The 17,478-nt window shown below is 61.0% G+C and carries 16 protein-coding genes; 15 read left to right on the forward strand and 1 reads right to left on the reverse strand.

Features of this window, described 5'->3' with window-relative positions:
* Nucleotides 1-102: 102 nt before the first annotated feature.
* The 12 genes from CIB54_RS03440 (at nucleotide 103) to CIB54_RS03495 (ending at nucleotide 11,497) form a co-directional block, all read left to right on the forward strand.
* Nucleotides 103-1,287 carry a thiolase family protein gene (locus CIB54_RS03440; protein WP_101218589.1) on the forward strand — a complete coding sequence of 395 codons (1,185 nt, stop codon included), beginning with the start codon at nucleotides 103-105 and terminating at the stop codon, nucleotides 1,285-1,287.
* A gap of 486 nt (nucleotides 1,288-1,773) precedes the next feature.
* Complete coding sequence (locus tag CIB54_RS03445) at nucleotides 1,774-2,295, forward strand: fimbrial protein (RefSeq protein ID WP_065950229.1); 522 nt, start codon at nucleotides 1,774-1,776, stop codon at nucleotides 2,293-2,295.
* Between the two features lie 51 nt (nucleotides 2,296-2,346).
* Complete coding sequence (locus tag CIB54_RS03450) at nucleotides 2,347-2,907, forward strand: fimbrial protein (protein WP_065950228.1); 561 nt, start codon at nucleotides 2,347-2,349, stop codon at nucleotides 2,905-2,907.
* Between the two features lie 20 nt (nucleotides 2,908-2,927).
* Nucleotides 2,928-5,531: an outer membrane usher protein gene (locus CIB54_RS03455; RefSeq protein ID WP_157829686.1), complete on the forward strand. Its 2,604-nt coding sequence runs from the start codon at nucleotides 2,928-2,930 to the stop codon at nucleotides 5,529-5,531.
* Nucleotides 5,528-6,289, forward strand: a complete 762-nt coding sequence (locus CIB54_RS03460) for a fimbria/pilus periplasmic chaperone (protein ID WP_065950227.1) — start codon at nucleotides 5,528-5,530, stop codon at nucleotides 6,287-6,289. Before CIB54_RS03455 ends, CIB54_RS03460 begins: the two co-directional genes overlap by 4 nt.
* A 17-nt stretch (nucleotides 6,290-6,306) precedes the next feature.
* The gene (locus tag CIB54_RS03465; protein WP_101218659.1) at nucleotides 6,307-6,888 is read left to right on the forward strand and encodes a fimbrial protein; all 582 of its coding nucleotides are present in this window, start codon (nucleotides 6,307-6,309) and stop codon (nucleotides 6,886-6,888) included.
* A 10-nt stretch (nucleotides 6,889-6,898) separates the two neighbouring features.
* Nucleotides 6,899-7,381, forward strand: coding sequence for a fimbrial protein (locus CIB54_RS03470; RefSeq protein ID WP_065950226.1), 483 nt, complete (start codon nucleotides 6,899-6,901; stop codon nucleotides 7,379-7,381).
* 28 nt (nucleotides 7,382-7,409) lie between these two features.
* A complete protein-coding gene (locus CIB54_RS03475) occupies nucleotides 7,410-7,889 on the forward strand; it encodes a fimbrial protein (protein WP_065950225.1) in 480 nt (159 codons plus the stop codon).
* Nucleotides 7,890-7,900: 11 nt separating this feature from the next.
* Nucleotides 7,901-8,437 carry a fimbrial protein gene (locus tag CIB54_RS03480; protein ID WP_101218591.1) on the forward strand — a complete coding sequence of 179 codons (537 nt, stop codon included), beginning with the start codon at nucleotides 7,901-7,903 and terminating at the stop codon, nucleotides 8,435-8,437.
* Between the two features lie 37 nt (nucleotides 8,438-8,474).
* Nucleotides 8,475-9,443 (forward strand): fimbrial protein, encoded by a 969-nt coding sequence (locus tag CIB54_RS03485; RefSeq protein ID WP_101218593.1) that lies wholly within the window; start codon nucleotides 8,475-8,477, stop codon nucleotides 9,441-9,443.
* A gap of 68 nt (nucleotides 9,444-9,511) precedes the next feature.
* Nucleotides 9,512-10,468: a fimbrial protein gene (locus CIB54_RS03490; protein WP_065950279.1), complete on the forward strand. Its 957-nt coding sequence runs from the start codon at nucleotides 9,512-9,514 to the stop codon at nucleotides 10,466-10,468.
* Nucleotides 10,469-10,543: 75 nt separating this feature from the next.
* Nucleotides 10,544-11,497: a DMT family transporter gene (locus CIB54_RS03495; RefSeq protein ID WP_065950222.1), complete on the forward strand. Its 954-nt coding sequence runs from the start codon at nucleotides 10,544-10,546 to the stop codon at nucleotides 11,495-11,497.
* A 348-nt stretch (nucleotides 11,498-11,845) separates the two neighbouring features.
* Here CIB54_RS03495 and CIB54_RS03505 read toward each other — a convergent pair whose 3' ends face one another.
* Entirely contained in the window at nucleotides 11,846-13,234 is a 1,389-nt protein-coding gene (locus CIB54_RS03505) for a class II fumarate hydratase (RefSeq protein ID WP_101218597.1), read from the reverse strand.
* A 182-nt stretch (nucleotides 13,235-13,416) separates the two neighbouring features.
* Here CIB54_RS03505 and CIB54_RS03510 point away from each other — a divergent pair, with 182 nt between their 5' ends.
* The 3 genes from CIB54_RS03510 to CIB54_RS03520 all read left to right on the forward strand — a co-directional run bounded on the left by CIB54_RS03510 (nucleotide 13,417) and on the right by CIB54_RS03520 (nucleotide 17,363).
* Nucleotides 13,417-13,935, forward strand: coding sequence for a DUF2059 domain-containing protein (locus CIB54_RS03510; protein ID WP_003175221.1), 519 nt, complete (start codon nucleotides 13,417-13,419; stop codon nucleotides 13,933-13,935).
* Nucleotides 13,936-13,941: 6 nt separating this feature from the next.
* Entirely contained in the window at nucleotides 13,942-14,235 is a 294-nt protein-coding gene (locus tag CIB54_RS03515) for a BolA family protein (RefSeq protein WP_065950220.1), read from the forward strand.
* Nucleotides 14,236-14,372: 137 nt separating this feature from the next.
* Nucleotides 14,373-17,363, forward strand: a complete 2,991-nt coding sequence (locus CIB54_RS03520; protein WP_101218599.1) for an RHS repeat-associated core domain-containing protein — start codon at nucleotides 14,373-14,375, stop codon at nucleotides 17,361-17,363.
* Nucleotides 17,364-17,478 lie beyond the last annotated feature (115 nt).

The following is a 17,478-nucleotide window of genomic DNA, read 5'->3' on the forward strand; positions in this document are numbered from 1 at the left end:
CTTCCCGGTCCCATGTTTTCGCATCCATGCAGTGAATGATCATCGCGGGCAGCCGGGCCCGCATCTATCCTCGATCCACAACCACAAGATCGAGGTAGCCCCATGCGTGAAGTAGTGATCGTCGACAGTGTGCGAACCGGCCTGGCCAAGTCCTTTCGCGGCAAGTTCAACCAGACCCGGCCCGATGACATGGCGGCCCATTGTGTCAACGCGCTGCTGGTGCGCAATGGCATCGACCCGGTCACGGTCGAAGACTGCATCGTCGGCGCCGGCTCCAACGAAGGCGCCCAGGGTTACAACATCGGGCGCAATGTGGCGGTGCTGTCGCAACTGGGCACCGGTACGGCGGGCATGACCCTCAATCGTTTCTGTTCGTCAGGCTTGCAGGCGATTGCCATTGCCGCCAACCAGATTGCCTCGGGTTGCAGCGACATCATCGTTGCCGGTGGTGTGGAATCCATCAGCCTGACCATGAAAAGCGTCAACACCGACCACCTGATCAACCCGCTGCTCAAGGAGCAGGTACCAGGCATTTATTTTCCTATGGGCCAGACCGCCGAAATCGTCGCGCGTCGCTATAACGTCAGCCGCGAGGATCAGGACCTGTACGCCCTGCAAAGCCAGCAGCGCACCGCGCAGGCGCAGGCTGATGGGTTGTTCGACGATGAAATCGTGCCGATGGCGGTCAAGTACAAAGTCGAAGACAAGCGTACCGGTCAAGTGCAGGTGCTCGATGGCGTGGTCGACCGCGACGACTGCAACCGCCCCGACACCACTCTGGCCAGCCTCAGTGGCTTGAAGCCGGTGTTTGCCGAAGACGGTTCGGTGACGGCGGGTAATTCGTCGCAGCTGTCCGACGGTGCGTCGATGACGCTGGTGATGAGCCTGGAAAAAGCCCTGGCGTTGGGGCTCAAGCCCAAGGCGTTTTTTCGCGGTTTTACCGTGGCCGGTTGCGAGCCGGACGAAATGGGCATCGGCCCGGTGTTCTCGGTGCCCAGGTTGCTCAAGGCCAAAGGCTTGCAGGTGGCGGATATCGACCTGTGGGAGCTCAACGAAGCATTTGCCTCGCAGTGCCTGTATGCGCGTAACCGCCTGCAAATCGACAATGCCAGATACAACGTCAACGGCGGTTCGATCTCCATCGGCCACCCGTTCGGCATGACCGGCTCGCGGCAGGTGGGGCACCTGGTGCGCGAGTTGCAGCGCCGCAACCTGCGTTACGGCATCGTCACCATGTGCGTGGGCGGCGGAATGGGCGCAACCGGATTGTTCGAGGCCGTGCGTTAGGCCTTGATTGACGGGTTGCAACACACGCTGACAGGGGGAGCTTTGCTCCCCCTTTTTGCATCTGCCGTTCAGGCATGTCCCTGCACGCTGGTCAAATAGTTAGTTGCAATATCCCTGTAAGGTTTATTGTTTTAACGGCTATGTAGCCCTATTCTTACAGCTGTTTCCAGTACTAAATAATTCTCATCTAACTTCAGTGTAGTCCTATTCCTTCAGTTGTTTTTAAAGTTTTGGCAAATGGCCATAATTTTCCTGCAAGCCTTGATATACAAAGGCTACGTCATTAAACGAAACGGCTGGCTTACTTCTTCAAGTGTGAAGTGGACACTTGCCCGGCGTTGAGCGTGATCCTGAAATGCAATACAAAAAGTTGGAAAAGCACGTCAGGAATTCCTCTCGATGCATAGGTCAAACCGCTCTTTTAATCAGCCCTGCGCCTATCGGTGGCAAGGCTCCTTAATGACACTTGTTAGTGGGAATCTGTAGATGAAAACCAAAATGAAAACTGTGCTGTTGTCTGTCGGTCTGCTGGCGGGTTCGATGTCGATGGCGCACGCGGCGGATGGAACAGTGACGTTTATCGGGTCGGTCCACTCGGGTGCCTGCTCTATCAAGCCTGACTCCGTCGACCAAACCGTTCGCCTGGGCGCGATTGCAAAGCATCAACTGCAAGCGGGGGGCAAATCGGAAGCGCGGACCGTGAAGATCGAGCTGGAAGGTTGCGATCTGACGGGCCTCACTGACAACACGGTCACCACGACCTTCACCGGCGCGCCATCCTCGGTTGTGCCCGGTGCTATCGGTACGGTCGGCGGTGCAGGCAACCTGGGCATCATGATGACCCATGGCGGGGACCTCGTTAAGTTGGGTGTGCCTACCGCCCCGCAAGTCATCAGCGTGGGTGATAACACGCTGGAATTCGGCGCGTACGTACAAGGCGCCGCCACTGGGGACATCATTCCCGGCGACTTCAGCGCGGTCACCAATTTCACTTTGGCTTATCAGTAAGTTTCACCCCCGCCACCCGGTGTGGCGGGGGGATTCTGACGGGAGATCCAGGTGAACACATTCATACGTCTGGCTATCGCCTCTTCATTAACGACATTCATCAGCCCTTGTGTTGTCGCCCAGGCGGCTGCGCAAGGCGATGGGGTCGTGCTGCTGGGAGGGGAAGTGGTTGATTCCGCCTGCGGGCTGGAATTGGCCAGCATCGATCAAACCATCGAGATGCCGCCCGAGCCGGTGGGTCGGCTCTTGCGCAACACGCGGGGCGAAGACCATCCCTTTCAGCTGCGTCTGGTCAATTGCTCGTTGAGCCGCCCGGACCCGTCGCGCCCGGGTGCAAGCCTGCCGGATTGGGAACACATGCGCGTGACGTTCGAAGGTCCCACCGACAGGGCAGGGCTCTCCTTCGCAGTGTTTGGCGACTCGCAGGGGGTTGCCCTGCACATCGTCGACGCCGCCGGCCAGGAAAGCCTGCCGGGGCAACGCATGGCGCCGGTCCCGCTGGCGGAAGGTGACATGACACTCAACTACCGGTTTTTCCTGGTCGGCAACGGCTTGCCATTGGTGGTCGGGGCTCACAGTGCCGCGGTGCGGTTCAAGTTGGAATACTTTTGAACAGTGATGGACAGGCTTGCATGTTGAATACGTCGAAGATCAAAAATACGCTGCGTCCCGGGCTGTTCGGCGGGTTGATGTCACTGGCAGGCACTGCAATGGGTGCTGGGGATATCGAGTTCAATACCGACGTCCTCGATCTGAGTGATCGCGCCAACATTGACTTGTCTCAATTTGCGCGCAGCGGATTCATTCTGCCAGGCACTTACTCGATGGCTGTGCACCTCAATGCCCATCCTATTGCTGAGCAATCGGTGGCGTTCTATCCCCCCGATGACGACCCCAAGGGCAGCCAGGCCTGTTTGTCGCGCAGTCTTGTCGAGCAACTGGACCTGAAAGTGTCCGAAGCCGGCAAACTGATGTGGTGGAAGGACGGCGAGTGCCTGGATATAACAAGCTTGCCCGGCATGGAGGTCAGGGGTGATTTGGCCACCTCGACCCTGAGCATCAACGTGCCCCAGGCCTACCTTGAATACAACGCTATCAATTGGGACCCACCTTCCCGATGGGATGAGGGGGTGCCGGGGCTGTTGGTGGACTACAGCCTGACGGCGCAGTCCAATTACCAGCGCGACAATGGCCAGCGCAAAAACCTCAGCGGTAATGGAACCGTGGGGGCCAATGCCGGTGCCTGGCGTCTCAGGGCGGATTGGCAGGGGCGTGTGGAGAGCGGTCGGCAGGAGGCCGCCGGCCCGCAAAAACTGGAGTGGAGCCGCTATTACGCGTATCGCGCCATCCCGGCGTTGCAGGCGCGCCTGGTGGTGGGTGAGAACTATCTGTATTCGGACCTGTTCGACAGCTTCCGCTTTACCGGCGCCGCGCTCAACTCGGATCAAAGCCAACTGCCCCCCAACTTGCGCGGTTACGCGCCGGAAGTGGTCGGTGTGGCCAGGACCAACGCCAAAGTCATCATCAGCCAGCAGGGCCGTGTGCTCTACGAAACCCTGGTTGCGGCCGGCCCCTTTCGCATTCAGGACCTCAATGATGCGGTGACCGGCAAGCTGGATGTGCGGGTGGAAGAACAGGACGGTTCGGTCCATACCTTCCAACTCAATACGGCCGGTGTGCCTTACCTGACGCGCCCAGGCCAAGTCCGTTACAAGCTGGCAAGCGGGCGACCGTCCAACCTTCAGACGGGCTCCGATGGCGCCGTCTTCGGTACCGCAGAGTTCTCCTGGGGCGTGAGCAATGGCTGGTCGTTGTTCGGTGGCGGTATCACCGATAACAACTATCGGGCGTTAGCCGTGGGCGCCGGGCGGGACTTGCTGGCGTTCGGTGCCGTCTCGCTGGATGTCACGCAGTCGCGTGCCAACGTCTGGAACGAGACGCTCTCGGGTAAATCCTACCGCCTTCAATACTCGAAGAACTTCGAAGAGTACGACAGCCAGGTGACCTTCGCCGGCTACCGCTTTTCCGAGAAGAACTTCCTGAGCATGAGTGAGTACCTGGATGCACGGCATTACGGGTTGAACGGCGAGCTTGGCGGGCGAGGGGACTACCGCGATCCCAACGAGGGTTGGCGGCCCATCGGTGGCAGCAAAGCGCTGTATACGGTGACGGTCAACAAGCAGTTTCGTGACCTGGGCGCCACTGTCTACGCCAGCTACAACAAGCAAACCTACTGGGACCGGCCGGACACGCATCGCTGGAACCTGTCGCTGTCGCGCTACTTCAATGTGGGCACGGTCAAGAACATGAGCCTGTCGCTGAACATGTACCGCACCCAGGAATACAACTACAAGGACAACGGCATGGCGCTGACGGTCAGCCTGCCGTTGGGGCGTACCGGCACGCTGTCGCTGGACGCCAATCGAGCCGCCGGCAAAAACGGTTTTGCCTCGCGCTACAGCGACCGCCTCGATGAGCGTAACAGCTACCAGCTCAGTGCCAGCGACACCTCCGCCAGCGGTTACCTGAGCCATATGGGCGACAACGTCGACATCGACGTGAGTGCCAGCAGGCAGCAGGGCGGTTCCAGCAACCTCGGTGTCTCCGCACGCGGCGGTGCCACGCTCACGGCCTATGGTGCGGCGCTCCATCGAACCACCAGTACAGGCGGCACCCGCCTGATGGTCGATACCGCCGGTGTGCCCGATGTGCCGGTGCGCGGTTATGGCGCGCCGACCCGCAGCAATGCCTTTGGCAAAGCCGTGATCTCGGATATCAGCAGCTATCAGCGCACCGCCGCCAGCGTTGATTTGGAGCGCTTGCCGAGCAATGTCGAAGCCACTCAATCAGTCACGCAATTGACGCTCACCGAAGGGGCAATCGGTTATCGCTCGCTGGATGTGATTGCCGGTGAAAAAGCCATGGCGGTACTGCGCCTGGCGGATGGCAGCTCGCCGCCCTTCGGCGCGACGGTGCAGAACCTCAAGCAACAGGATACCGGCATTGTGAATGATGGCGGCGAGGTCTACCTGAGCGGCATCCAGGCCGGCGAGCAGATGACCGTCAGTTGGGGCGGCGGCGCACGCTGCCTGCTCACGCTGCCCGCCACGTTGCCTGCCGATGGGTTGACCGATGCCCTGCAATTGCGCTGCCAGCCGGTAGCCGCCGATCCATCCTTGCCCGAGCCCGCCGGGCTGTCCGGCACGCCTATCGATACGGAGAACACAGCCTCATGATGCCCAATACACGTCGCCTATTCCCACCCTTCGCGCTGTTGGCCCTGGCCTTGACCCAGACTGCCAACGCTGCCGTGGGCCTGGACCGTACCCGCGTGATTTTCGACGGTGGCAAAGAGGCCACCAGCGTGAATATCACCAACAACAACACCCAGTTGCCCTATCTGGCCCAGGGCTGGATCGAGGATGAAACCGGTAAGAAAATCACCACGCCGTTGATCGTGCTTCCACCGGTTCAACGCCTGGAGCCGGGCAAACAAAGCCAGGTGAAGGTCCAGGCGTTGCCGGCGGCCAAGTCGCTGCCGCAGGACCGGGAGACGGTCTACTACTTCAACTTGAGGGAAATTCCGCCGCGCAGCGATAAGTCCAACACCCTGCAGATCGCGCTGCAAACCCGTATCAAGTTGTTCTACCGCCCGCAGGCCATCGAGCCGAGCCAGCAGGATTTGTCCAACCCGTGGCAGGAAAAACTGACCCTGACCCGTGAAGGCGATCAATACCGGGTGAGTAACCCCACGCCCTATTACGTGACGTTGGTGGATGCACGCAGCAGCAAGGACAGCACAACCGTGCCGGGTTTCGTGCCACTGATGGTTCCCCCCAAAGGCTCCCTGGTCTTGGGGCCTGCCGCCAAGGCACTGGGCACGAGCCCCTATCTGGCCTACGTGAACGACTACGGCGGTCGCCCGCTCCTGGCCTTCACCTGCACGGGGGACACTTGCACCGTGGACCGGCAGGCCGCGCCGGCGAATGAGTAATGGTGCTGGAGAACGTCATGAAGTCGCAAAAAGTGAAGGTCCTGGGCGGCCTGTTATGGGCCTTGGCGATGGGCGCGCAGGCCGCGGATGAGGACGATATCGAAGGCATGAGCGGCATGCTGAATGTGCTCGGGTCCATGCATGAGTCGCCTTGCAGCCTGGAGATGACGTCGCTGCACCAGACCGTCGACCTGGACGCCGTGTCGACCAGCCAGTTGCAACGGCCCGGTGACCAGGCGACCCCCAAGGCTTTTCAGCTGCGGTTCACCGATTGTCTGCGCACCGCCGGCCGTATCCGCAATGAACGTACCGGCAACCTGACCTGGAGTGCTTACCAACCGGTGCTGTCGGTCACATTCGAGGCGCCGGCCGATGCCGACGATCCGCGGCTGGTCAAAGTGCAGGGCATTACCGGCATGGGCCTGCAGTTGACCGATGCCCTCGGTCGCGACGTGCAGTTGGGCTCAAGGGGCCAGCCGCTGTTTTTGCCCGTGGGCCGCAATACCCAGACCTGGAATGTACGGCCCACGCGCACCGCTGCGCCGTTGACCAGCGGGGCATTCAGGGCCGTGGTGGATTTCAGGCTCACTTATGAGTAGGGGTGCAACGATGGCTAAATCAATCGGCTTGATTGCCGGCGGCGTGTGGATGGCGGTCAGCCAGGCCTTGCAGGCCGAAACCAGTTTGACCATTCGCGCGGTGATCATCGCGCCCCCGCCGTGCGTCATCAACGGTGGCAGCACGCTGGACGTACCGTTCGGCAATGACCTGCTGACGTCACGGGTCGATGGGGTCAATTACCGGCGCGGGGTGCCGTATACCGTGACCTGTGATTCGCCATTCAGCAATGCGTTGAGCCTGGAACTCAAGGGCACGGCGGCGTCGTTTGACAACCGCGCGCTCGCCACCCGCAAGGCGGACCTTGGCGTCAGGCTGTTTGTGAATGGCGCTGACTGGCCGCTCAATACAGCGGTGAATTTTACCTATCCCAATTTCCCCGTGGTGCAGGCGGTGCCGGTCAAACGTGCGGGCAGCACGCTGACCGGCGGGGCCTTCGATGCCACCGCGACCCTGGTGGTCGACTACCAATGATGGTTACCGATAAAGAGAGGAATGACCCATGACAGCTTGGCAGCCGCGAGCCTTGCTCGCTCTGTGCGTCATCGGCCTGTGCAGTGGAGCGTCGGCCAACTTGACGTTCAGCGGGACACTGAACGAGCCGCCTCCGTGCACGATCGATGCGGGCAACACCATTGAGGTCGATTTTGGCGATGTCGGGGTAAAACGCGTCGATGGGGTGAGGTATCGCAGAGCGGTCGGCTACGCGATCAACTGCGGCACCGACACCCTGCCATGGGCATTGAAACTGAGTCTCAACGGCACGCCCACGGCGTTTGACGGTTCAGCGGTGCAGACCAGCGTGCCTGCGCTGGGCATTCGGGTGTTTCAGAACAACCTGCCATTCCCACTCAATACGCCCCTGGACATCACCTTGTCGTCACCGCCGACCCTGGAGGTAGTGCCCGTGCAGCAGCCCGGTGCAACGCTGCCTCCGGCCAGGTTCACGGCGGTGGCCACGTTGTTGGCCGAATACCAGTAGGAGCTGAATCGATGCGATATCAAAGGGTTCAAACGGCAGGCCTGGCCGTTCTGCTCGCCATCGGCCTGATCCCCCTGGGCCAGGCGGCGGACAATCTGCGTTTCAAAGGCAACCTGGTTGAAGAGGCCTGCACCCTGCGCCCCGGCGACGAGGCCGTCACGCTGGAACTCTGGGACCTCACCAGCAAGTACCTGTATATCAACACGCGCTCGGTGGGCAAGCGTTTCAAGCTGCACCTGGAAGACTGCGATACCACGATCGGCAACTCGGTGACCATCACCTTCGGCGGCGCCGAGAACAGAGAGCTTCCCGGCTTGCTCGCACTGGACGGTGGCAGCGGCGCCTCGGGCATTGGCGTCGGCATGGAGACGCTGAGCGACAAACCCTTGCCCTTGAATACCGTCAGCGACAGACAGGTGTTGAGCGACGGCAGCAATGCCATCGAGCTCAAGGCCTATGTGCAGGGCGAGCCGACCGCCATCAAGGATCAGACCATCGGGCACGGTGCGTACACGGTGACCTCAACTTTTACGCTGGACTATCCCTAGGCTGTGGCCGGGTAGAGCAGAGCAACAAGAGATCAAGATGAAACGACTCTATGGCGTTATAGCGCTTCTCGTCCTGCTGGGTGTCAACACGGCCGTTCGAGCAGCTGATTGCCGCGTGAATGGCGGAGCGTGGCGATATGTTGGAGACGGTGGGATCCTGAATCTGCAGGTCCCCGTCACGGTCAGAGTGGGCTCGGACAGTACCCGTCTGATCCTTGAAGGTGCATGGCTGGAGTGCCGATTTACTCCATCCCCCGCTCACCCTGCGCGCATAGATTATTGGGGAACCTCTGCGCAGGCCGGTTCCCCCTGGGTGCCCGGCCCGAAATTTTCCGCGCAAGGTACTGGCTTACGCATAAACGGCGCGTTTTATAACACCCCTGTGCCGTATAACATCCGGATCGCGACCATGCCTAATAACGGTCTGGGGTACCCCATCAACGTAGCCCCCTATATCTTGCTGAGAAACGATCCGAGCAACCCTATCGACGTTCGAAGAGGGGACATCCTGGGCGCGTTGAATCTTCACCAGACCAACAACTACAGTTCGGGAAGTACCAGGCTCGTACTGACGTACACCGCCGAGAACAACTTCGGCATCTCTCCATCGACCTGCACGATCAACAACAACAATCCCATCGATATCGACTTCGGCACCGTGAATCAACGGGCCATTGGCACTGCCCCGCTGACAACCTCGATTGTCAGCCACCGCAGGCTCACCTACTCATGTCCGGATGGCGGGATCACTACACCGATCACCATTACTTACAAAGGCGGCCCGTCGTCGTTCGATTCACGTTTGTTGCTGATGAACAATCCGGACGTGGGCACGGCGCTCGTCCGCGCGGGTTCAGTGGTACCTGTGAACGATGCGTTCCTGACCCGTATCACCAACAGCACAGGCGGGGACGATGTGACGTTTGCTCTCGTTCGGCGCAACGGGGCGCTACCGAGCGCGGGGGGCGTAAGCGGCAGCGGTGTGCTGGTGATGGGGGTGCCCTGATGCATAAGATCCAGCCCGCTCGCACAGGGTGGCACGCTTTATTTATCAGGCGTTCGAGAGAGATCAGAATGAAACGACTATCTGGAGCCTTGGTGCTTCTTGCCCTGACGGGTTTTGCTACGACCGCGCAAGCTGTCCATTGCCGTGTCAATGGAGGAAACTGGGAAACCGGCAACCCTAATCTACAGGTCCCCGTTACGGTCACCCTCAACGCGGACCGTACACGCATCATGATGGAAGGGGCGAGGCTGGAATGTCGGTACTCCGCTGGGCAGGGCCCGGGGTGGGGGGTGGACTATTGGTCGACGGGTAACGCTTCAGGTACCCCCTGGACGCCCGGCCCGTCATTCGGCGGTCAACAGACGGGTTTGAGTATCAACGGGGCGTTCTATAACACCCCGGTTCCTTCGGGCATAAGGGTGGCGACCATGCCCAACAACGGGGTCGGTTACCTGATCAATGTCGTCCCTTTTATATTGGTGCGTAATTTTCCTTCCAACCCCATCAATGTTGTAGCAGGGGACAATCTTGGTGTACTACGCCTGATCGCCACGAACAACTACAGCTCGGAGACTGCAAACCTCAGGGTTACTTACTTTGCCAAAAACGACTTCACCGTCTCCCCGTCAACCTGCACGATCAACAACAACCACCCCATCGAGATCAACTTCGGTAACGTGCACCAGCGAGGGATAGGCACCGACCCGCTGACATCGTCCATCGTCAGTAACCGCAGGCTCACCTATTCATGCCCGGATGGCGGGATCAATACACCCATCACCATCACGTACAAAGGCACCCGCACCGGTTTCGACTCTCGCCTGCTGTTGATGAACAATGCCGATGTGGGCACAGCCCTGGTGCGCAATGGGTCCGCCGTACCGGTCAATGGTTCGTTCCTGACCCGCATCACTAACAGCACGGGCGCCGACGACGTGACGTTTTCCCTGGTTCGTCGCGCGGGCTCGTTGCCGGCCGCCGGCCCCGTCAGCGGCAGCGGGATACTGGTGATGGGCGTGCCCTGAACACAGCGCGATACCCAAAGCGCACCGCATGCCCCTAGAATGCCGGTTCCACTTCCTCTGGCATCTGGGGCACTCATGCACATCTCTTCGGGCCGCTGGGTCTACGGTTTTCTCCTGACCCTGTTGACCGCGCTGCTCTGGGGCATTCTACCGATCAAGCTCAAACAGGTATTGCAGGTGATGGACCCGATCACGGTGACCTGGTTTCGCCTGATCGTCGCGGGCAGTTGCCTGTTTATCTACCTGGCGTTCACCCGGCGCTTGCCCAGCCGCAAGGTACTTGGCCCCAAGGGCGGCTGGCTGGTGGCGATGGCCGTGTGCGGGCTGGTGGGCAATTATGTGTTGTATCTGGTGGGTTTGAAGATGCTGAGCCCCGGTACCGCACAACTGGTGGTGCAGATGGGGCCGATCTTCCTGATGGTTGCCAGCGTATTTGTGTTCAAGGAGCGTTTCAGCCTTGGGCAGGGCGTGGGGCTGATGGTGCTGATCATTGGCTTCGGGTTGTTCTTCAACCAGCGCCTGGCTGAGTTGCTGACCTCGATGGGCACCTACACCGCCGGCGTGTTGACGGTGCTGCTGGCGACCAGCATCTGGGTGTTCTACGCCCTGGGCCAGAAGCAGTTGCTGACCGTGTGGAATTCGCTGCAGGTGATGATGGTGATCTACCTGTCGTGTGCGGTATTGCTCACGCCGTGGGCGCATCCGCTGCAAGCGCTGCAACTGAGCCCGCTGCAAGGCTGGCTGCTGCTGGCGTGCTGCATGAACACGCTGGTGGCCTACGGCGCCTTTGCCGAGGCGCTGGCGCATTGGGAGGCGTCGCGGGTCAGTGCGACCCTGGCCCTGACGCCGTTGGTGACCTTTGTGGCGGTGGCACTGGCGGCGTGGCTGTGGCCGGATTTTGTGCAGGCCGAAGCGATCAACGCCTTGGGCTATTTTGGCGCGCTGGTGGTGGTGATGGGCTCGGCGATGGTGGCGCTGGCGCCGTCGCTGGTGGCGGGGCTCAAGGCTCGGCGTGCGCGGTTGGTCTAGGGGTATGAAGAGCCAAATGTGGGAGGGGGCTTGCCCCCGATAGCGGCCTCAGGGCTGGCCAGTATTTTGGATCAGACCGAGTACATATCCATTATTCAGTAACGGCCATTGACCGGGCGCCTAAGATCAAAAGCAAAAGCGCGGCGGCCTTGGAGCCGACCGGCATCTTGTGCCGAGCCCGGTACAAATGTGCCCTCTGTAGGAGCGAGCTTGCTCGCGAAAAACGTTAACGATAACGCGTGCTTTCTGAACGAACGCGGTGCCTGTGAGTTTTTCGCGAGCAAGCTCGCTCCTACAATGGGTATCAGGGCAAGCCTCCCACCTTTGATCATCGGTAACCGTTGGCGCTTAGTGCCCGGCCTCCAGCATGTTTTCCGGGCGTACCCACTGGTCGAACTCTGCGTCGGTGAGGTAGCCCAGCTCCAGCGCCGCCTCCCGTAGCGTCAGGCCTTCGGCATAGGCCTTCTTGGCGATCTGCGCGGATTTGTCATAGCCGATATGCGGGTTGAGGGCGGTCACCAGCATCAGCCCACGTTCAAGGTGTTCAGCCATGTGTTCGGCGTCAGGCTCAAGGTCGGCGATGCAGTGTTCCTGGAAGTTGTTGCAGCCATCAGCCAGCAGGCGGATCGATTCCAGCAGGTTGTGGATGATCACCGGCTTGTAAACGTTCAACTGCAAGTGCCCCTGGCTTGCGGCGATGCCGATGGTCACGTCATTGCCGAGCACCTGGCAGGCCAGCATCGACAGGGCTTCGCACTGGGTCGGGTTGACCTTGCCGGGCATGATCGAACTGCCCGGTTCGTTGGCTGGCAATTTGACTTCTGCCAACCCCGCGCGCGGGCCGGAGCCGAGCAGGCGCAGGTCGTTGGCGAGTTTCATCAGGGCCACGGCCAGGGTTTTCAGCGCGCCGTGCAAGGTCACCAGCGGCTCATGGCCGGAGAGGGCGGCGAATTTGTTTGGCGCGGTGACGAACGGCAGGCCCGACAGTGCGGCCAGCTCGGCGGCAATCGCTTCGCCAAAGCCATGGGGCGAATTGAGCCCGGTGCCAACGGCCGTACCGCCCTGGGCCAGCTCGCACACGGCGGGCAGGGCGCTGCGGATGGCGCGTTCGGCGTAGTCGAGCTGGGCGATAAACGCCGAGAGTTCCTGGCCGAAGGTGATCGGCGTGGCATCCATCATGTGGGTGCGGCCGGTCTTGACCAGCTTCATGTGCCGCGCCGCCAGCTCCGCCAGGCCGCCGGACAGCACCGTGATGGCCGGCAACAGCTGCTCGTGCACGGCCTTCACGGTGGCAATGCTCATGGCGGTGGGGAAGCAGTCGTTGGAACTCTGGGAGCGGTTGACGTGGTCGTTGGGGTGCACCGGGCTCTTGCCACCGCGGTTGCCGCCGGCCAGTTCATTGGCACGGCCGGCGATCACTTCGTTGGCGTTCATGTTGCTCTGGGTGCCGCTGCCGGTCTGCCACACTACCAGGGGGAACTGGTCGTCGTGCTGGCCGTCGAGGATTTCATCGGCGGCCTGTTCGATCAGGCGGGCGATATCAGCGGGCAGGTCGCCGTTGCGGTCGTTGACCCGTGCAGCGGCCTTCTTGATCAGCGCCAGGGCATGCAGGACCGCCAGCGGCATGCGCTGCTCGCCGATGGCAAAATTCACCAGCGAACGTTGGGTCTGGGCGCCCCAGTAAGCGTCATCCGGGACGTGGACTTCTCCCAGGCTGTCGGTTTCGATACGGCTCATCGGGCACACTCCTTCAGGTTCGTTTGCGCAGTTTAGGCTGTGATTGGCCAAGGGGGTTCCATAAAAGACGTTTCATCGATCAAACCACACCTGACACGGCCCGGGGTTGAGCCGCGAGGTTTTTTAGGCGCAGAATGGTCGCCCTTGGGGGTAAGACCTCGCCAGCTAGAAAAGGAAACTCGATGACTCGTCTTCGTGCCATCTGTACCGCGGTTGCTCTGGTTTGCGCCAGCGGCCAGGTTTTTGCCGATACCGCCAGCCACAACGCCAGTGCCGAAGCCTTCCTTACCCTGGCCCACGCTGACAAGCTGGGGACCCCGGTGTACATGCAAGTGCAGCAAATGTTCGCCCAGCGTTTCGAACAGACCAAGGCGCCTGCCGCCAAGCAGTCCGTACTCGACAGCTACCAGGCCAAAGCCAACGCCGCTTTGGACCAGGCCATCGGCTGGCCGAAGCTGAAACCGGACATGGTCAAGCTCTACACCACCAACTTCAGCGAATCCGAGCTCAAGGACCTGGTCGCGTTCTACCAGTCGCCTCTGGGCAAGAAAGTCCTGGAAAAAATGCCGCAACTGACCCAGCAATCGGCCCAGATGACCCAGGCCAAGCTGGAAAGCGCGGTACCGGTGGTGAACAAGCTGTTGGAAGACATGACCAACGAGCTGGCGCCAAAAGCCGCCGCACCGGCCAAGAAGAAGTAAGCAGGAATGACCATGCAACAGCGTATCGAAACGGCGCTTGCCGCCCTGGCCCCGGATCACTTGAATGTGCTGGACGAGAGCCACATGCACAGCCGTGGGTTGCAGACCCACTTCAAGGCCGTGCTGGTGAGCCAGCAGTTCGAGGGGCTTAATCGCGTCAAGCGCCACCAGAAGGTCTACGCCACCCTGGGTGACCTGATGAGCGAGTTTCATGCGCTGGCGCTGCACACCTACACGCCTGAGGAATGGGCGAAGGTCGACGCGGCACCGCCTTCGCCGACCTGCGCCGGCGGGCATTGAGTGTGGCCCCGGCCCGCGTGAGTGGGTCGGGGCGATGCCAGTACCCGGACACACAAAACATCCTCCAGCACCACCTTGCTCAACCCCCCATCCTTAGGCTTTCAGGACTACTTATTCAGCAATAAGGTCTTGAGGTCATGTCTTATTCCCTCCATCGACACACGCCGTCCCTGGTCGCCATCGACCCGCGTGGGTTAATTGTTCGTAACGTCGATTACCACCGCTCAAGCGCAAAGGTTGAACCGCAGGCGCGCATTCATCGTCAGGTGTTTGGCAGTTCCGGCTTGATGATTGAGCAGTGGGATCCGCGCCTGTGGCAATTGTCGCGTTCACAGGCCGGCACTCAGGCCAGTCAACACACGGTCTACAGCCTTGGCGGGCATGCGTTGCGCGTTGCCAGTGCGGATGCCGGCTGGCGGCTCATGTTGCCGGGTGAGGCTGGGCAGTTACTGGAAGAGTGGGATGGGCGGGGCGCCCATCAGGCTCATCACTACGATCAATACGTGCGGCCCGTCGCCGTGTTCGAGCAAGCGGCCAATGACGAGCAACCACTCTGTGTCGAACGTATTGTCTATGCTCCCCACTCGTACGAAGAGGCCGTACGCAACCGCTGTGGCCAGGTGATTCGGCATGATGACGGTGGCGGTTCGTTGTTCCACGAGTTTTATGGGCTGCATGGAGACGTCGTCCAGCAGACTCGACGTTTCCGGCAGGCGACGGCTGCGCTGGATTGGCCGCCTGCCGATGCGCAACACGACGCACGCCTGGAACCCGAGCGTTTCCAGGCATCAACGGGTTTCAACGCGCTGGGCGAACGCCTGCATCACACGGATGCCAAGGACAATCGCCTGGAGTATGCCTATGGCGTTGACGGCCAGCCGGCGAGCGTCTTTGTTTCGCCCACGGGCGGCGTGCGTACGCAGTTGATGGGCCAGCGTCGCTACAACGCGGCGGGCCATGTGATCAGCGAACATGCCGGGAACGGCGTTGTGCGTACCCTGCATTACCGTGAAGTCGATGGTCGCTTGCGGCAGATGAGTGCCCGTGTGCCAGGGCCGACGGGCACAGCGCTGCAAGATCTGACTTACGATTATGACGGCGTCGGCAACGTTGTGCGGATCGACGATCTTGCCCAGCCGACACAATGGTCGAGCAACACCCGGATCAGTTCGGGCAGCGTCTATGAGTACGACACGTTATCGCAATTGATCAAGGCCACCGGGCGTGAAACCGCCGGCAACAAGGGTGGCCCCGCGTTACCGGCGAGGGTGGCGTTCGGCTCGGCTGACGACAGCGTCTGGCGTCGCTACACCCAGCAGTTCAGCTATGACGAGGCTGGCAATTTGCTTGAGTTGCAGCACGTGCCCAGCAGCGGCACGGGGTTCACGCGCCAGATGAGTGTGGCCGCCGACAGCAATCATTTCGTGCCGCAGGCCGATGGCAGGGGCGTGCCGGGGTTGGGGCAGGGCTTTGACCGCAATGGCAATCTGCAAGCACTGGAGGGCGGGCAAAGCATGGGCTGGGATGTGCGCAATCAGCTGGTGCGCCTCACGCAGGTGCTGCGCGAGGGAGGAAACGACGATGAGGAACGCTACGCATACGATGCGACCGGCAGGCGCATCCTCAAGCGCCGGGTAACCCAGGCCAGGGGCGTGGTGCATACGGCGCAGGTGCGTTACTTGCCAGGGTTGGAGATCCGCCATGACAGTGCAACGGGGGAGCAATTGAATGTACTCGACATCGATGTCGGTACGCTCACCATCCGGGTACTGTCCTGGGATCGTCACCCCTCGGGCGACAGCCAGGCGGTGCAGATCCGTTACGGTTTGTCGGACCACTTGGGCAGCAGCGCACTGGAGCTGGGCGAGCAGGCGCAGCTATTGAGTCAGGAAAGCTATTATCCCTACGGCGGTACCGCGTGGTGGGCGGCGAAAAGCGCCAGCGAGGCGAGCTATAAATTCATCCGTTATTCGGGCAAGGAGCGCGATGCCAGTGGGCTGTCCTACTACGGCTTCAGGTATTACGCGCCGTGGTTGTGTCGCTGGATCAGCCCGGACCCGGCCGGCGATGCCGATGGTTTGAATGCGTACGCCATGGTGGGCGGTAACCCCGTCACGAAAGTCGATGAGCATGGGCTGACGTCGACTCCGGCCTTGGAGCAGCCTCGGCAGACACAACTGCGCAGGCTTTCCATCAGTCGCAGGCTCGCGCATATAGCGCGTATTGCTCGACCCAGGATGCAGGCGGGTGCATCGGCCGCGATTCGCGATGGTTTATCCACCTATATTTCCAATACCTTTTGGACGGGCGTCGATCTGGCAGTCTTCAGCACTATCCAACCGACGGCGCAACGCAACCAAATCCTGCGCATTACCGTCGCGGCGCTGGATGCAGTGTCCACGGCGCATATGAGTACGGGTGTCGCCGGTAATTGGACGCAATATGCGCCACATATCGGTGCTATTTTTGCAGGTGCCGCAGGTATGGGGTATGCCATGTATGGCGACTCGATAGGTGATCAAGCCGAGCACAGCTGGGACCCGGTGACAGTCCAGCGCTTGGGCGGGCATGTCCGCGCGCTCTCCAGGGAACTTGTGCAGCAGATCATCCGTGGGCACGGTACCGGCGTCTCCTGGGGCAGCACGCCGCTGCGGGGCAGGGTTACGCGCACCGCCGGAGCGACGGCGGCCTATGGCCTTGCAACCGTGGCCAATGCGATGTACGGCGGGGAAGTACCCGCTCTGATGCAACCCAATGTCTCACCTCTGATAGAAGCCTACGATGCAGCAATGGGAACGATGATTCGTGGCGGTCACCCGACGGCCAGCCAAGATATCCATGGTCAAACCCTGCAGCTGCCGGACCCCGCCGCGACGGCGCACGGTGGGCTGAGCCGAATGTTCAATCAGGTGTGGACGCACTGGGCCGCGCGCGGTGTCGAAGCATTGGCTGTTTCGTTGACGGGCTTGCCCATGGCGGCCCAAGGTCGGGTCACTCAAAACCTTGTGATGGCGGCCCGCGGCGTGTTTTCTGCACTGACCGAATGGCGTGGCTTTTTCGTGCAGTTTGCCAGGGGCGGGTACTCGGCCTTGGCGATGGGCTGGCGCCGAGGCCCGCGGTCCAGGTAGGAGGATGAATGGGCCGCCGTCGTGCCGGGCGGCCACGGATTCAAGCCTGCGGTGATCGTTCCCAGGCGTGGGAACGATCAAAAACTGGAGTGCACCTATCCGATCAGCCGGGCCC

Source organism: Pseudomonas fluorescens (assembly GCF_002837185.1).
Taxonomy (GTDB): Bacteria; Pseudomonadota; Gammaproteobacteria; order Pseudomonadales; family Pseudomonadaceae; genus Aquipseudomonas; species Aquipseudomonas fluorescens_AM.

Bases quoted from the DNA above. Each gene is read 5' to 3' on its own strand.
- CIB54_RS03440 (WP_101218589.1), top strand. From the start codon at position 103: ATGCGTGAAGTAGTGATCGTCGACAGTGTGCGAACCGGCCTGGCCAAG.
- CIB54_RS03445 (WP_065950229.1), top strand. From the start codon at position 1,774: ATGAAAACCAAAATGAAAACTGTGCTGTTGTCTGTCGGTCTGCTGGCG.
- CIB54_RS03455 (WP_157829686.1), top strand. From the start codon at position 2,928: ATGTTGAATACGTCGAAGATCAAAAATACGCTGCGTCCCGGGCTGTTC.
- CIB54_RS03460 (WP_065950227.1), top strand. From the start codon at position 5,528: ATGATGCCCAATACACGTCGCCTATTCCCACCCTTCGCGCTGTTGGCC.
- CIB54_RS03465 (WP_101218659.1), top strand. From the start codon at position 6,307: ATGAAGTCGCAAAAAGTGAAGGTCCTGGGCGGCCTGTTATGGGCCTTG.
- CIB54_RS03470 (WP_065950226.1), top strand. From the start codon at position 6,899: ATGGCTAAATCAATCGGCTTGATTGCCGGCGGCGTGTGGATGGCGGTC.
- CIB54_RS03475 (WP_065950225.1), top strand. From the start codon at position 7,410: ATGACAGCTTGGCAGCCGCGAGCCTTGCTCGCTCTGTGCGTCATCGGC.
- CIB54_RS03480 (WP_101218591.1), top strand. From the start codon at position 7,901: ATGCGATATCAAAGGGTTCAAACGGCAGGCCTGGCCGTTCTGCTCGCC.
- CIB54_RS03485 (WP_101218593.1), top strand. From the start codon at position 8,475: ATGAAACGACTCTATGGCGTTATAGCGCTTCTCGTCCTGCTGGGTGTC.
- CIB54_RS03490 (WP_065950279.1), top strand. From the start codon at position 9,512: ATGAAACGACTATCTGGAGCCTTGGTGCTTCTTGCCCTGACGGGTTTT.
- CIB54_RS03495 (WP_065950222.1), top strand. From the start codon at position 10,544: ATGCACATCTCTTCGGGCCGCTGGGTCTACGGTTTTCTCCTGACCCTG.
- CIB54_RS03505 (WP_101218597.1), bottom strand. From the start codon at position 13,234: ATGAGCCGTATCGAAACCGACAGCCTGGGAGAAGTCCACGTCCCGGAT.
- CIB54_RS03510 (WP_003175221.1), top strand. From the start codon at position 13,417: ATGACTCGTCTTCGTGCCATCTGTACCGCGGTTGCTCTGGTTTGCGCC.
- CIB54_RS03515 (WP_065950220.1), top strand. From the start codon at position 13,942: ATGACCATGCAACAGCGTATCGAAACGGCGCTTGCCGCCCTGGCCCCG.
- CIB54_RS03520 (WP_101218599.1), top strand. From the start codon at position 14,373: ATGTCTTATTCCCTCCATCGACACACGCCGTCCCTGGTCGCCATCGAC.